Annotated in this window: 10 protein-coding genes and 2 pseudogenes; 3 read left to right on the top strand and 9 right to left on the bottom strand. The window is 70.4% G+C overall.

All coding sequences use genetic code 11. The annotated features are described in order from the left end of the window. Positions 1 to 35 precede the first annotated feature (35 nt). Entirely contained in the window at positions 36 to 1526 is a 1491-nt protein-coding gene (locus RLT59_RS35890) for an LVIVD repeat-containing protein (RefSeq protein ID WP_311307250.1), read from the bottom strand. 175 nt (positions 1527 to 1701) lie between these two features. Between RLT59_RS35890 and RLT59_RS35885 the strand changes: the two genes are divergently transcribed. Then, a complete protein-coding gene (locus RLT59_RS35885) occupies positions 1702 to 2373 on the top strand; it encodes a DUF305 domain-containing protein (RefSeq protein ID WP_399126677.1) in 672 nt (223 codons plus the stop codon). Positions 2374 to 2472: 99 nt separating this feature from the next. Here the strand turns inward: RLT59_RS35885 and RLT59_RS35880 are convergent, their stop codons facing one another. Next, positions 2473 to 2841, bottom strand: coding sequence for an ArsR/SmtB family transcription factor (locus RLT59_RS35880; protein WP_311307249.1), 369 nt, complete (start codon positions 2839 to 2841; stop codon positions 2473 to 2475). A 130-nt stretch (positions 2842 to 2971) separates the two neighbouring features. On the opposite strand from RLT59_RS35880, the pseudogene RLT59_RS35875 reads away from it, so the two are divergent. Further along, positions 2972 to 3932: pseudogene (locus tag RLT59_RS35875) on the top strand (SDR family NAD(P)-dependent oxidoreductase). Positions 3933 to 3968: 36 nt separating this feature from the next. Here RLT59_RS35875 and RLT59_RS35870 read toward each other — a convergent pair. The 7 genes from RLT59_RS35870 to RLT59_RS35840 form a co-directional block, all read right to left on the bottom strand. Then, positions 3969 to 4367 carry a hypothetical protein gene (locus tag RLT59_RS35870; protein ID WP_311307248.1) on the bottom strand — a complete coding sequence of 133 codons (399 nt, stop codon included), beginning with the start codon at positions 4365 to 4367 and terminating at the stop codon, positions 3969 to 3971. Between the two features lie 323 nt (positions 4368 to 4690). Further along, a complete protein-coding gene (locus tag RLT59_RS35865) occupies positions 4691 to 5758 on the bottom strand; it encodes an aldose epimerase family protein (RefSeq protein WP_311307247.1) in 1068 nt (355 codons plus the stop codon). Positions 5759 to 5796: 38 nt separating this feature from the next. Continuing rightward, positions 5797 to 6819, bottom strand: a complete 1023-nt coding sequence (locus tag RLT59_RS35860) for a LacI family DNA-binding transcriptional regulator (protein ID WP_311307246.1) — start codon at positions 6817 to 6819, stop codon at positions 5797 to 5799. 97 nt (positions 6820 to 6916) lie between these two features. Next, positions 6917 to 7978, bottom strand: a complete 1062-nt coding sequence (locus tag RLT59_RS35855; protein WP_311307245.1) for an ABC transporter permease — start codon at positions 7976 to 7978, stop codon at positions 6917 to 6919. Then, on the bottom strand, positions 7975 to 8949 hold the full coding sequence (locus RLT59_RS35850) for an ABC transporter permease (protein WP_311307244.1): 975 nt from the start codon (positions 8947 to 8949) through the stop codon (positions 7975 to 7977). The genes RLT59_RS35855 and RLT59_RS35850 overlap by 4 nt, the downstream gene beginning before the upstream one ends. Continuing rightward, a complete protein-coding gene (locus RLT59_RS35845; protein ID WP_311307243.1) occupies positions 8946 to 10673 on the bottom strand; it encodes a sugar ABC transporter ATP-binding protein in 1728 nt (575 codons plus the stop codon). The genes RLT59_RS35850 and RLT59_RS35845 overlap by 4 nt, the downstream gene beginning before the upstream one ends. Positions 10674 to 10865: 192 nt before the next feature. After that, positions 10866 to 11951, bottom strand: coding sequence for an ABC transporter substrate-binding protein (locus RLT59_RS35840; protein ID WP_311307242.1), 1086 nt, complete (start codon positions 11949 to 11951; stop codon positions 10866 to 10868). 532 nt (positions 11952 to 12483) lie between these two features. Here RLT59_RS35840 and RLT59_RS35835 point away from each other — a divergent pair. Continuing rightward, positions 12484 to 14553, top strand: a pseudogene (locus RLT59_RS35835) (beta-L-arabinofuranosidase domain-containing protein); the annotation flags it as partial. Between the last annotated feature and the right edge of the window lie 99 nt (positions 14554 to 14652).

Here is a 14652-nt window from a genome sequence, read left to right as displayed (position 1 = left end):
GGCCGGCCCGCCCCAGCAGCGGACCGGCCGTCGGCTCAGCGGTCGAAGTAGTCCGGCTGCGTCTGGACGTTGAGCTCGTCCGTCCGCACCCGCTTCGCCGGATCGGTACGCCGGTCGTCGATCCTCAGGACGTCGAAGCCCTTCTCGATGTCGTTGGAGTAGATGTAGCCGTTGTAGTAGTACGCCGACCACGGGCCGGCCGTGGTGACCTCGTCCAGGGTGACGGGTCCGCGCTCGAAGTAGCCGATCTCCTTCGGCTTCGACGAGTCGGTGAAGTCCCAGATGGAGACCCCGCCCTGGTACCAGGCCTGGACCATCAGGTCGCGGCCCTTGACCGGGATGATCGACCCGTTGTGTGCGACACAGACCTCGGTGTCGGCCTGCGGGCGGTCGATCTTGAAGTAGCTGCGGAAGACCAGCTTGCGGTGGTCGCCCCTGCCGACGATGTCGTAGATGCCGTCGGCGCCGCGCTTGGGGCCGATCTCCTTGTTGCAGGTGGCGGCGCCACCGCCGCCGAGCTCATCGGTGAAGACGACCTTGTCCGCACGCTGGTTGAACGTCGCCGAGTGCCAGAAGGCGAAGTTCACGTTGTCCTGCACCCGGTCGATGATCCGGGGGTTCTCCGGGTCCTTGATGGAGAACAGCAGCCCGTCGCCCATGCACGCGCCGGCGGCCAGGTCCTTGGAGGGCAGCACGGTGATGTCGTGGCAGCCGGTGGTCTTGGACACACCCGGGTTGGCGGGCGCGCCCGGGTTCCCGCCGTCCGGGAAGAGCACCGGGAAGTTCACGATGCGGGACTTCTCCGGTGCCTGGCGCGGCACCTTGATGATGGAGATGCCGTCGTGCGGCGGCTGGCAGTCGGGGAACGTCTCGCTCGGCGAGTACGAGGAGACGTACACGTATACGTTCTTGCTCTCGGGGACGATGGTGTGGGTGTGCGATCCGCAGGCGGTCTCGACGGCGGCGACGTACTTCGGATTGCGCTTGTCGCTGATGTCGAAGACCTTCATGCCCTCCCAGGAGGACTTCTCCGTGGCGGGCTGGGTGGTGCTCGCACACGAGTTGTCGCTGCGCGAGGAGTCCGTCGACAGGAACAGCAGGTTCCCGGAGACGGAGATGTCGTTCTGCGATCCTGGGCACAGGACCTGGGCGACCGTCTTCGGAGACTTCGGGTTGCTGATGTCGAAGATCCTGAAGCCGTCGTAGTTCCCGGCGAAGGCGTACTTGCCCTGGAAGGCCAGGTCGGTGTTCAGTCCCTGGAGGGCGTCCTTCGGGACGTTGGCGACGTGGGTGATGTTGCGGCTGTGGATGATCTCGTCCACGCCGGGTATCTCACCGCTCCTGATCGCGGCGGTCGCCTCCGCCTCCTGACTCGTGGAGACCTCGGCCGGGGTCGCGGCCGAGTCTCCCGGGTCGGGGGTGGCGGCCGCGGGTCCGGCCATCAGCAGAGCGGCGAAGAGCCCGGCGGCGGCAGCCGCCACGCCCAGACGTCTGCGCCGCACCGGGATGGTGTGCAACGGGGTCACTGCGTCCTCCCATGGAGCCGAATGTGGTTGACCGGTTCACGGACTCCGGCAGTATCGTCTTTGCCATGGACATCCCAACAGACGGCAACAGGAACGTAATGAAAGTTTCTGAGCGCACCTGTGCGTTGACGTGCTAGTACAGAGCGCAACCAGCCATATATCAACGGAGGCCTCTTTGTTGATTCGTCGTCATGTCCGCCGGTTCCGCGGACTCGCACTCGCCGTCGCCGTGACCGCTGTCGTGCTCACCTCGGCCGGCTGCGACGGAGGAGGCGGCGGCGACGGCTCCAAGGACCGTGCGGCCGGCGGCGGTTCTGTCGTGGCGCCGGGAAAGCCGGGGGAGCCCGCACGTACGCTCTCCGCCTCCCAGGCCGCGAAGGCCGCCGCGGGTGTGGACACCCCCAACTCGGCGGACGTCCGCTACGTACGCATGATGATCCAGCACCACGGCCAGGCGCTGGTGCTGACCCGGCTGGTTCCCGCCCGCTCCGGCTCGGACGCCGTCAAGCGGGTCGCCGAACGCATCACCGCCGCCCAGCAGCCGGAGATCGGTGCGATGAAGGGCTGGCTCAGCCGCCACGGCCAACCGGAGCAGGCCGAGGGCCACGACCACGACGCCATGCCCGGCATGGCCACCGACGCCCAGCTGGACAAGCTCCGGGCCGCGAAGGGCAAGGCCTTCGACCAGCTGTTCCTCAAGCTCATGATCACCCACCACCAGGGCGCGGTCACCATGGCGACAGAGGCGCTCTCGGAGGGCAACAACATCCAGGTCGAGGAGATGGCCGACGACGTCGTCGCCCAGCAGACCACCGAGATCAGCCGGATGCGGGCCCTGACCTCCTGACGGAAGACGGAACACCCCGCGCGCGCCCTGAGCGCCGGGGGCGGGTGGCGGGCGTGCGGTTCGCCCGTACGGAACCGGACGGCGGCGGCGCGGGGGCCCTCAGCCCTCGCCGAGCCGGTCCGCCTGCCGGTTCGCCGCCTCCAGCACCCGGTCCAGCAGTCCGGGGAACAGTGCCTCCAGGTCCGCTCGGCGCAGCCCGTTCATCTTGGCGGTGCCCCGGTAGACCTGCTGGACGACGCCGCTCTCGCGCAGCACCCGGAAATGGTGGGTGGTGGTCGACTTTGTCACCGGAAGGTCGAACCGGGAACAGGTGAGCTCCTCCTCGGCGGCGGCCAGTTCACGCACCACGCACAGCCGCACCGGGTCCGAGAGCGCGTGCAGCACCGCCTCGATCCTGATGTCCTCCCGCGCCGGGTGGGCCAGCGTGCGCGCGCCGACGGCCTGCTCTGTCGCACTGGCAGGGGTCACGGTGGCTCCACATCGTCGCTTCGTCCGGGGCTCCCATAATACGAGATCCGTCGTAGCTTGGGGCCGGTCTGCCGAGGACGCCGGCCCTGCGCCTTGACCTTGAGTGCGGTCCAAGTCCTAGCGTCGGGGGATGATCACGAAGCAGCTCAGGATCGGCACCGGATTCGGTGCCACAGCACGGCCGACGACGTTCTCGCCGGAATCGATCCGACCGGCACGACCGCCCTGGTCACCGGCGGGTACTCCGGACTCCGGGCTGGCGACCACCCGCGCTCTCGCCCGAGCGGGCGCACATGTCGTCGTCCCCGCCCGCCGGCCCGCGACCGCCCAACGCGCTCTGCACGGCATCCTCGGTACGGAGGTGCACGCACTCGATCTGGCGGATCAGGAGAGCATCGGGGCCTTCGGCGAGCGCTTCCTCGACACCGGCCGCTCCCTGGACATCCTTATCAACGGCGCGGGCGTGATGGCATGCCCGGAAACACGTATCGGACCCGGCTGGGAGGCGCACTTCGCGGTCAACCATCTCGGCCACTTCGCGCTCGTCCACCACCTCCGGCCCGCCCTGGCCGCTGCCTCCGGGGGGGGCACGGGTGGTGTCCGTGGCCTCGTCCGGTCATTTCCTGTCCGGCATCCGCTGGGACGACATCCACTTCCGCGCCGGGTAGGACCGCTGGCTGGCCTACGCACAGTCCAAGACCGCCAACGCCCTCTTCGCCCGGCACCTCGACAGCCTCGGCTCCGGCCTTGGCCTGCGGGCCTTCTCGGTGCACCCCGGCAGCATCCTCACCCCGTTGCAGCGTCACATCCCTCGCGAGGAGTGGCTCGCGCAGGGCTGGGTGACCCCGGACGGGAAGCCGGCGGCGGGCTTCAAGTCCCCGGAGCAGGGCGCCGCGACGGCTGTATGGGCGGCGACGTCACCGCTGCTGGAGAGCCACGGGGGCGCCTACTGCCAGGACTGCGACATCGCGGAACCGGCAACCACGCAGGACATGCTCGTCGGCGGGGTCAAGCCCTGGGCCACAGACCCGGAGGAGGCCTCCCGGCTCTGGGAGCTCTCCGCCGGGCTGACCGGGCTGGACGCGTTCTGACGGGGAGCGCGGGCGAGCCGTTCAGGTGATGGCGGGTCAGGGCAGGTACGGCCAGACGCTGACGCGGTCCCCGCCGACGTGAACCTCGATCCACGACCCGTCGGCGCCGTCCGGGGGCCGCGGGCCGGCGAGGTCGAAAAGGATCAGCGCCCCGCCCATGTCCAGGACGGCCACGCTGTCCTCCGTGAGGCTGAGCCGGCCCCGGAAGACGACGCGGCCGGCGTCCTGCGAGAGTCTGGGTGTGGGGGACGCGGCAGGCCGGGTGTTCGCGGCCCAGGTGATGTCCTCGTCGACGGTCCACTCGACATGGTGTTCGGCGTCCGGCCCGTCCGCAGCGCCCTGCCAGTGCACCACGGCGGTTCCCACCGCGCAGTGCACGCGGACCACCGCGGGCGTCGAAGGGACCTGCCGCACCGTCTCTGTTCTGACCAACACGCGGCCATCCTCCCGGACCGCCTGTGCCATGGGACGGCTCTGCCGATAAAGCCCTCGTTCGGGCCCTCGATATGCGTATGCTCAGCGGCTCCGGCCTCACCTGGGAACCATCCACCGCCAAGCGGGGAGTGACGGGGTATCAGGCCACCCGCACGGGCAGCAGCAAGGACGACCCGCAGGTCTACGTCCTGGACCTCGGTGGCGGCAACGCCGCGTCGGGGCAGGCCGGTTCAGCGGGTCCGTACCTGCGAGTGGCGCGGCGCACGCAGGAGGCCCGGCCCGCGGAGGGTGCGACATCCGCGGGCCGGGCCGATTCGCGGGACCTAACCAGCGGCGAGGTGCGGGAACCTGAACTCGGTGTAGCTGCGGAAGACCTCGTCCGGGCGCAGCACGGTGCCGGGGTGGTCCGGCCGGTTGGGTGAGTCGGGCAGGTGCTGGGTCTCCAGGCAGACGGCGCTGTGGCGGTCGTGGCGGCCGCCGCCGAGGGCGGCGAGGGTGCCGTCGAGCTGGTTGGCGGTGTAGACCTGGATGCCGGGTTCGGTGGTCCACACCTCCATGATCCGTCCGCCCCCGGGGGCGGTGAGCCGGGCGGCGCGGTTGAGACCGGTGTTGCGGTCCCGGATGATCCAGCAGTGGTCGAAGCCGCCCGCCCTGCGCAGCTGTTCGTCGGGGAGCGCGATCCGGTCGCCGACGGTGCGCGGGGTGGTGAGGTCGAACGGGGTGGCGTGCACCGGCGCGGCCGGGCCCTCGGGGATGCCGTCCTCGTCGACGGGGAGGTAGCTGTCGGCGTCCACCTGGAGGGTGTGGCCGAGGATGTCTCCCTTGGCGGCGAGGTCGAAGTAGGCGTGGTTGGTGAGGTTGACGACGGTAGGGCGGTCCGTCGTCGCGGTGTAGCCGAGGGTGAGGGTGCCCGCCGTGTTGAGGGTGTAGGTCACCATGACGTCCAGCGCGCCGGGAAATCCCATGTCGCCGTCGGGGCTGTGCAGGGTGAGCCGGAGCCTCGCGGCCACCTCGGTGGCCTCCCCGCCTGCCTGCCAGACGCGGGTGTGGAATCCCTCGGGCCCGCCGTGCAGGGCGTGTCCCCGGTCGGTGGCGGGGATCTGGTGGGCCACCCCGTCGAGGGTGAAGCGGCCGTGCGCGATGCGGTTGGCGAAGCGGCCGATGAGGGCGCCGAAGAACGGGTTGCCGCCCGTGTAGTCGGTCAGGCCCGGCAGCGACCGGACGACCGACGCGGGGGCTCCCCCGGTGTCCGGCACGGTGAGACGGTGCAGGATGCCGCCGTAGGTGAGGATCTCGGCGCGGACTCCGCTGCCGGAGTCGAGCGTCCAGACATCGACGTCCGTGTTGCCATGGGCGCCGAACGGTTTGCGGTTCACGGTGGGGCGAGGCATCAGAGGTCCTTGCGAGGAGCGGACGGCCGGGACGGGTACTACGATCCGGCCGGCCGGGGGACGGTGGACTCCCGGACGATGAGCCGGTAGCCGGGCCGGGGGCGCCGGGGGGCGGGCGAGGCGTCGCCGGAGAGCCGTTCCACGAGGCTGTCGACGGCGAGCCGGGCGATGGCCTCCTTGTCCGGGGCGACCGTGGTCAGCGTGGTGGCTCCGTAGAGGCTCTCCTCGATGTCGTCGAAGCCGACGACGGCGATGTCCTCCGGGATGCGCAGACCGCGTTCGGAGAGGGTGCGCATCGCCCCGATGGCGATGAGGTCGTTGTACGCGAACACGGCGTCGGGCTGTTCCCCCCGGTCCAGGAGTGCGGCCATCCCGGTGGCGCCGTCCTCGCGGCCGTAGCCGTCGGTGACCACGACGAGTGACTCGTCGGGGGTGATGCCCGCCGCGGCGAGCTCCTCCCGCCAGCCGCGCAGCCGGAGATGGGCCGGCTGCCGTTCGCGGCCGGTGCGCGAGCCGAGGAAGGCGATCCGCCGGTTCCCCTGGTCGATGAGGTGGCGTACGGCCTCGCGGGAGGCCGCCACGTTGTCGATGGCGATGTGGTCGTAGGGCGCCTCGTACTCGCGCTCGCCCAGCAGCACCAGCGGGGCGGTCTCGGCCCGCGCCATCAGGTCCTCGGTCTCCAGGTGGATGGGGCTGAGGATGAGGCCGTCGATCACATGGGACCGGAATCCCTGGCTGACCAGGAGTTCCTTCTCCCGCAGCCCGCCCGTGTGGTCGACCAGCACGGTGTAGTCGTGCCGGGCGGCCGCGTCGACGACCTCTCCGGCCAGCTCCCCGAAGTAGGGGTTGCCGAACTCGGGGACGGCGAGCGCGATGATGCCCGTGCGGCCCTTGCGCAGATGCCGTGCGGTGAGGTTCGGCCGGTAGCCGAGCTCGTCGATGGCCTGCTGCACCTTGGCGCGCATTTTCGGTGTGACGTGCTGGTAGTTGTTCACCACGTTCGACACGGTCTTGATGGATACGCCCGCCCGTTGCGCAACGTCCTTGAGGCTGACGCCCACGGCACTCCCTGAATCGACTTGACGCGCGTTGAGGCGCGGTGGCCCGGCTCCGCCGGTTCGGCTCGGCCTGTGCCGGGGCCTGGGCCCCGGCACAGGTTCAAGTGGTTCTGCGGCTGCGCGCCAGATAGCGCTGGGCCACGACGACAACGATAAGGAACCCTCCACTGACCACCGACTGGTACGAGGAGTTCAGCGAGCCGATCTGGTTGATCAGGTTCTGGATGACGGCGAGCAGCAGTACGCCCCAGAGCGTTCCGCTGATCGATCCGGCGCCGCCGATCAGGAGCGTGCCGCCGATGACGACGGCGGAGATCGCGTCGAGCTCCATGCCCACGCCGACGATGGTGACCCCGGACGACAGCCTGGCCGCGTTGAGCGCGCCGGCGAGTCCGGCGAGCAGTCCGCTGAGCGTGTAGACCAGCATCTTGGTACGGGCCACGGGCAGGCCCATCAGGGTGGCCGCGTCGCTGCTGCCGCCGACGGCGAAGAGTGTCTGCCCGAACGAGGTGCGCTGGAGGAGGAGACCGCCGACGCCGAAGAGCACCAGGGCGATCAGGATCGGGTAGCCGAAGCCCCAGACGCTCCCCTGCCCGAGCTCGGCGAAGGCGGAGCCCTTGGGGATCAGGTAGGTGGTGGCGCCCTCGTCGGTGATGGCGAGGAGGATGCCGCGGGCCCCCAGCAGAGTGGCGAGGGTGACGATGAAGGGGGCCATTCCGGCGCGGGCGACCAGGAAGCCGTTGAGCAGCCCGACGGCGCCGCACGCCACGAGTGGCACGAGCAGTGCGGCCAGGAAGCCCCACTGGGAGGCCCAGGCGGCGAGGACACCGCCCAGCGCGAAGACCGATCCGACGGAGAGGTCGATGCCGCCGGTGATGATGACCATGGTCATGCCGAGGGCGACCACCGCCAGGAACGACGCCTGGACGGTCACGCCGCGGGCGTTGTCCAGGGTGGCGAACGTCGGGTAGACGAACGACGCGACGATCACGACCGTGAGCAGGACCGCGAGCACGCCCTGGCGCTGGAGGAGCTCGGCGAGCCGCTGTCCGAACGGGGCCGGTGCGCCGGTCACGGGGGCGGGCGGGCCACCGGCCGCGGCTGCGGGGGTCTTGCGCGGTGCGGGGGCCTGGGCCACCGGTGCGGGTGAGGTTTCGTTCATCGGGACCGACGCTCCCGGGCGACGTAGACGGCGGCGATGATGATGGCCGCCTGGGCGATCTGTGCGGTTGAGTCGGGCAGGTCGTGCTTGACGAGGGTGGCGCGCAGGAGCTGCATGAGCAGGGCGCCGGCGACCGTGCCGAGCACCCGGACGGAGCCGCCGTTGAGCGGGGTGCCGCCGACCACGACGGCCGTGATGGCGGAGAGCTCCATGAGGGAGCCGAGCGAGGAGGGGTCGCTGGCGGTGAGCCTGGCGGTGGCGAGGATGCCGGCCAGTGCCGCCAGCACCCCGCAGAGCACGTACACACCGATCAGTACGCGGCGCACCGGCAGTCCGGCGAGCGAGGCCGCGGACCGGTTGCCGCCGATGGCGACGATCTGGCGGCCGAAGGTGGTGCGCTGGACCAGGAAGGCGACGGCGGCCGCGAGGACCGCGGCGATGAGTACGACCAGCGGGATGCCGAGGAAGGATCCGGTGCCGAGCGAGAGCAGGTCGGGGTTGACGATCTGCTTGAGCTGGCCGTCCGCGATGACCAGGGCCAGTCCCCGGCCGCCGACGAACAGGGCGAGGGTGGCGACGATCGGCTGGAGCCCGACGAGGGAGACCAGCGTGCCGTTGACCGCTCCGACGAGCGCACCGGCCAGCAGCGCCATGACCAGCGCGGGGACCAGCCCGTAGCCGAGGTAGAGCGGCAGGAGGGCCGCGGCCACCGCCATGGTCGAGCCGACGGAGAGGTCGACGCCCTCGGTGCCGATCACCAGGGCCATGCCCAGGGCGACGATGACGATGGGCGCGACCTGGACGAGCTGGGTACGGAGGTTGTCCGCGGTCATGAAGTGCTCGGTGAACAGGGCGTTGAAGAGGAGCACCACCGCGACGGCGAGGTACACCCCGTACTCCTGGTACCAGGCGGGGTCGCGCAGCCGCGCCCACGGGCGGGCGGCGGGGGTGGAGAGTGTGGCCTGGGTCATCGGGGGTCCTCCTGAGCGGCCGGGGCCTTCCCTGCGGGCGCCGGTGAGTGGTCGGCGAGCACTTCGAGCAGATGGCTCTCGGCCACCTCGTCGCCCGCCAGTTCGCCCGCGACCGCGCCGCCGCGCAGGACGACGATGCGGTCGGCGCCCTCGATGAGTTCCTCGATGTCGGAGGAGATGAGCAGGACGGCGAGTCCCTCGCGGGCGAGGTCGTCGATGAGGCTCTGGACCTCGGCCTTGGCGCCGACGTCGATGCCCCGGGTGGGCTCGTCGAGCAGCAGCACCTTGGGTTCCAGGCAGAGCCAGCGGGCGAGCAGTACCTTCTGCTGGTTGCCGCCGGAGAGCTCGCCGACCTTCTGTTCGGGGCTCGCCGCCTTGATCCGCAGCCGCTTCATGAAGATCTCGACGATGCGGTCCTGCCTGGCGCGGGAGACGACGCCCGCGCGGGAGAGGCGCGGCATCGCGGCCAGCACGATGTTCTCGCGCACCGAGAGTCCGGGGACGATGCCTTCGGCCTTGCGGTCCTCGGGGAGCAGGCTGATGCCGACGCGGATGGCTCCGGCGGAGGTGAGCCGGCGCAGGGTGCGGCCGCCGATCCCGATCTCGCCGGAGTCCAGGTTGAGCGCACCGGCCAGGGCCTTCGCGGTCTCGCTGCGGCCGGAGCCGAGGAGTCCGCCGAGGCCGAGCACCTCACCGGCGTACAACGACAGTGATATGTCGTGGAGCTGGTGGTTGCGGGAGAGGCCGGAAGCGGTGAGTACCGGGGTACGCGAGGCGTCGTGGCCCTCGGAGCCGAAGCTGGTGACGCCGGAGCGGCGGACCTCGGCCATGTCGCGGCCGAGCATCATCGAGACGAGCTGCATGCGGTCGAGGTCGGCCAGGTCGCCGGTGTGGATGTGGCGGCCGTCGCGGAGCACGGTGACGCGGTCGCAGATCCGGTAGAGCTCGTCCATGCGGTGGCTGACGTAGAGCACCGCGATACCGCGTGCGCGCAGGTCCTCGATGACCCGGAAGAGGGTCTCGACCTCGCGCGGCTCCAGCGAGGAGGTGGGTTCGTCCATGATGACGACCTGGGCGTTGACCGAGACGGCGCGGGCCAGCGCGACCATCTGCTGGGTGCCGATGCCCAGGGTGTGCAACGGCCGCTTGGGGTCGACGCGGACGCCGAAGCCGTCGAGCAGTTCGCTGGTCTCGCGGTTCATCCGGGAGAAGTCGATCAGGCCGAAACGGTTCTTGGGCTCTCGCCCGAGGAAGATGTTGCGCGCCACGCTCATCAGCGGGACGAGGTTCACCTCCTGGTAGATCGTGGAGATGCCCGCCTGCTGAGCCTCGAACGGGCGGCCGAAGGCGATCTGTTCTCCGGTCAGCCGCAGCTCGCCCTCGTCGGGCTGGTACACCCCGGTCAGCACCTTGATCAGGGTGGACTTTCCGGCTCCGTTCTCCCCCACCAGTGCGTGGGTCTCCCCGGCGCGCAGGGAGAAGGAGACGCCGTCCAGGGCTACGACGCCCGGGAATCGCTTGCTCACCGAGCGCGCTTCGAGGACGGCCGGGGCGGAGCCGTCCGGCGCGCCCGTGCCGGTGGCGGCCTTCGTGCCGGTGGCGGCCTTCGTGCCGGTGGCCTCCTTCGTGCCGGTGGCCTCCTTCACGAGGGCGCCGGTCGTGCTCGGCTCCTCCGCGTCGGCGGCCGGCTGCGGCGGCTGCGGTACTGCTTCGGGTGGTGCCATGGCTGGTCTTGGCCTTCCGCTCTTCCAAGGATGTGGGCCCGGTGGCCGCCGTGACGGGTGGGAGCGTCACGGCGGCGGTGCTACGCCGGGGGCGGTGCGGGCCGGGGCGGGCGCGTACGGATCGGTACGCGTCCCGCCCCCGGCCCGGCGAACTCCCCCGCGGTTACTACGGGCAGGTGGGGCCGGTGACGGTCAGAACGCGCCGCCGAGCGAGCCCTTGGCGTTGGACTCGTCGTAGGCACGGTCGGAGATGATGACGTTCTCCGGGATCGACTCGCCGCCGTAGAACTTCTGGGCGGTCGAGAAGGCCAGCGGGCCGAAGCGCGGGTTCGACTCGATGACGGCGTTGTACTCGCCGTTGACCAGGGCCTGGACGGCGTTGCGGGTGCCGTCGACGGAGACGATCTTGACGTCCTTGCCGGGCTTCTTGCCGGCGGCCTTCAGCGCGGTGAGCGCGCCCAGTCCCATCTCGTCGTTCTCCGCGTAGACGGCGGTGATGTCGGGCTTGGACTGGATGAGCTGCTCCATGACCTGCTGGCCCTTGTCGCGGGCGAACTCACCGGTCTGCTGGGCGACGATCTGCAGTCCGGGCGCCTTGGCCTTGAGCTGGTCGACGAAGCCCTTGGTGCGGTCGGTGGTCGTGTTGTTGCCCGAGGTGCCGAGCAGGATGGCGACCTTGCCCTTGCCACCGGTCGTCTTGATCATCGCGTCGGCCGCGCGCTTGCCCTGCTCGACGAAGTCGGAGCCGAGGAAGGACACGTAGTCCTTGCACGCGGTGGAGTTGAGCTTGCGGTCGATGGTGAGGACCGGGACCTTCTTGGCGGCGGCGGCCTTCAGCGCCGGCTCCAGGCCGTCGGAGTTCAGCGGGGCGACGATGAGGAACTGGGCACCCTGCGAGAGCATGTCCTGGATGTCGCTGATCTGCTTGGACAGCTGCGACTGGGCGTTGGTGGTGAGCAGCTTCTTGACGCCGACCTTCGCCGCCTCGTCCTTGATGGACTTGGTCTCGGCGATCCGGAACGGGTTGGCCTCCTTCTCCGACTGGGAGAAGCCGACCACCGCGTTCTTCAGGTCCAGCTTGGGCGCCCCGTAGCTCTGCAGCGAGCAGCCGGAACCGGAGGAGGACTCGGGGGACTTGGCCTCCTGGGCGCCCTGGCTGCTGTCAGCGCTCGCGTTGTCCGAGCCCTCCGACTTGGAGCAGCCGGAGGCGGCCAGCGTGGCGGTGGCGGCGAGGAGGCAGGCCACGGCGAGGGTACGGGTTCGGCGCTGGATCATCATGCGCGGGAGCTCCTTGGCGGGTTGACGGCACACCGGCGGGTGTGCGGTCGGGCATGGCTGGACGATGCATCGGCCGCGCGGCGGCTGATGTCACTGCATTCCTCACGACCCCCGCCAGTGCTTCGCGGGGGTGGGCCCCAACTGCACGAACTGCGGTCGTGAGAGCGTGCGCGGCCTCTCGGCGGCTCGGTTTACAACGTTATATAGGCGGCGCGGCACGGGCGGCAAGAGCGTTGTCGATGCGTTTCCAAAATGTGTCGGAGCCGACCGGGGGGAAATGGCGGCCACCGGGCTCCGGTTACTGCCGAGACCCTGGACAGCCGCACGAGGCCCGTGCTGTCATACCGCCGGTAGCCAAATTTCCAACGTTGCAAGCACCGGGCCGCGCAGCCCTTCCGGCCGCGACGGCGCTTCTCGCCATGCACGCGCTCCGGCTCCCCCGGTCCGCCGCGTCACGACGGCCCCACACGTGTCACGTGCCTTCCCCGAGCCGGAGCCCCGCACGGCCGGCAGAGAGCAGGAGGATCCCTCCATGCCCCTGAACCGCAGACAACTCATGGCAGGCGCGCTGGCCACGGCCGCCGCCACGGCCGCCGCCGCCACGGCGGCGAACGGCCGCTGGGCCACCACCGCGACCGCGGCCGAACACCGGGTGAAGCCGGCCCATGGCGGTCACTACTCCCCCAACGCCGCGCCACTGCACCCGACGGCGTTCCTGAAACTCCCGCCGGGCCGGGTCACCGCACGCGGCTGGCTGGCCGGACAGCTGAAACTCCAGCTGGACGGTCTCTGCGGCCGGTACGAGGAGTTCTCCCACTTCCTCGACTTCGCCGCCACCGGCTGGGTCCGCCCCGAACTGGGCGACTGGGAGGAGGTCCCGTACCGGCTGCGCGGCTACACCGACCTCGCGATCGTCACGGGCGACGCCACTGCCCTCGCGGCGGTGCGCCGCTGGTTCGACGCCATCCTCACCACCCAGCAGTCCGACGGCTTCTTCGGCCCGAAGTCGCTGCGTACCTCGTTGAACGGCGGCCCGGACTTCTGGCCCTTCCTGCCGCTGGTCCAGGCGCTGCGCTCCTGGCAGGAGTACACCGGCGACACCCGGATCATCCCGTTCCTGGCCAAGTTCTTCCGCTACATGAACGCCCAGGGGCCGGGCGCCTTCAACACCAGCTGGATCGCGCTGCGCTGGGGCGACGGGCTGGACAGCGTGTTCTGGCTCTTCAACCGCACCGGCGACACCTTCCTCCTCGACCTCGCCGACAAGATCCACGCGAACGGCGCCGACTGGGGCGACAACCTGGTCAACCCGCACAACGTGAACATCGCACAGGGCTTCCGCGAGCCCGCCCAGTACGCGCTGCGCAGCGGCTCCGCCCAGGACACCCGAAACACGTACGGGACGTACGGCAAGGCCATGGACCAGTACGGGCAGTTCCCCGGCGGCGGTTTCGCCGGGGACGAGAACGCCCGCCCTGGGCACGGCGACCCCCGGCAGGGCTTCGAGACCTGCGGGATCGTCGAGTTCATGGCCAGCCACCAGCTCCTCACCCGGATCACCGGCGACCCGCTGTGGGCCGACCGCTGCGAGGAACTGGCCTTCAACTCGCTGCCCGCCTCGCTCGACCCCTCGGGCAAGGCGATCCACTACGTCACCAGCGCCAACAGCGTGGATCTGGACAACGTCCCCAAGAAGGACCGGCAGTTCCAGAACGGCTTCGCCATGCAGGCGTTCCTGCCGGGCGTCGACCAGTACCGCTGCTGCCCGCACAACTACGGCATGGGCTGGCCGTACTTCACCGAGGAGACCGGCTACCCGTTCACGGACTCGGTCACGCTCACCCTGAAGGCGCCGGGTCAGCTGCGCTTCCCGCTGGTGCTGCGGGTGCCCGCCTGGTGCGAAGCCCCGGAGATCAAGGTGAACGGGCGCCGGGTGGACGCCCCGGCCGGTCCCGCCTTCACCCGGGTCGAACGCACCTGGGCCGATGGTGACCGGGTGACCCTGCGGTTCCCGCAGACGACCACCGTCCGCACCTGGGAGCACAACCACCGCTCCGTCAGCGTCGACCGGGGCCCGCTCACGTACTCGCTGCGGATCGGTGAGGAGTACCGCCGCATCGGCGGCACCGATCAGTTCCCGGAGTACGAGGTGCACGCCACCGGCCCGTGGAACTACGGGCTTGTCCTGGACGGGAAGAAGTCGGCCGCCTCGCTGCACGCCCACACCGGGCGCCACGTCAGGGACGACAACCCCTTCACGCTGGAGGGCACCCCGCTGACCATGACCGCGCGGGCCCGCCGGATCCCGGAGTGGACGGCGGACGGCGAACATGTCGTCACCCCGCTCCAGGACAGCCCCGCCCGCAGCACGGAGCCGGTGGAGGAGGTCACGCTCGTCCCCATGGGAGCGGCGCGGCTGCGCATCACCTCGTTCCCGACCGCCGGTCCGGACGGGGCGCCCTGGCTCACCAACGGCTGGTACCGCGTCCGCAACCGGCACTCCGGCAAGGTGCTGGGCGTCGACAACATGTCCACCGCCGACAGCGCCCACGTCGTCCAGTTCGACGACAACGGCACCGACGACCACCTCTGGCAGCTCGTCTGACCCGCAGCGCTTCCACGCGACCCCCGTACCGCTCCCCGCGCCACCCGGCGCGGGGAGCGCCCCCATAACGGAGCTGGACCCGACGAAGGAGACGAA

The organism is Streptomyces sp. ITFR-6, assembly GCF_031844725.1.
GTDB lineage: Bacteria > Actinomycetota > Actinomycetes > Streptomycetales > Streptomycetaceae > Streptomyces.
Note: the sequence above shows the minus strand (reverse complement) of the source record. Positions and strands in the feature narration are given on the sequence as shown.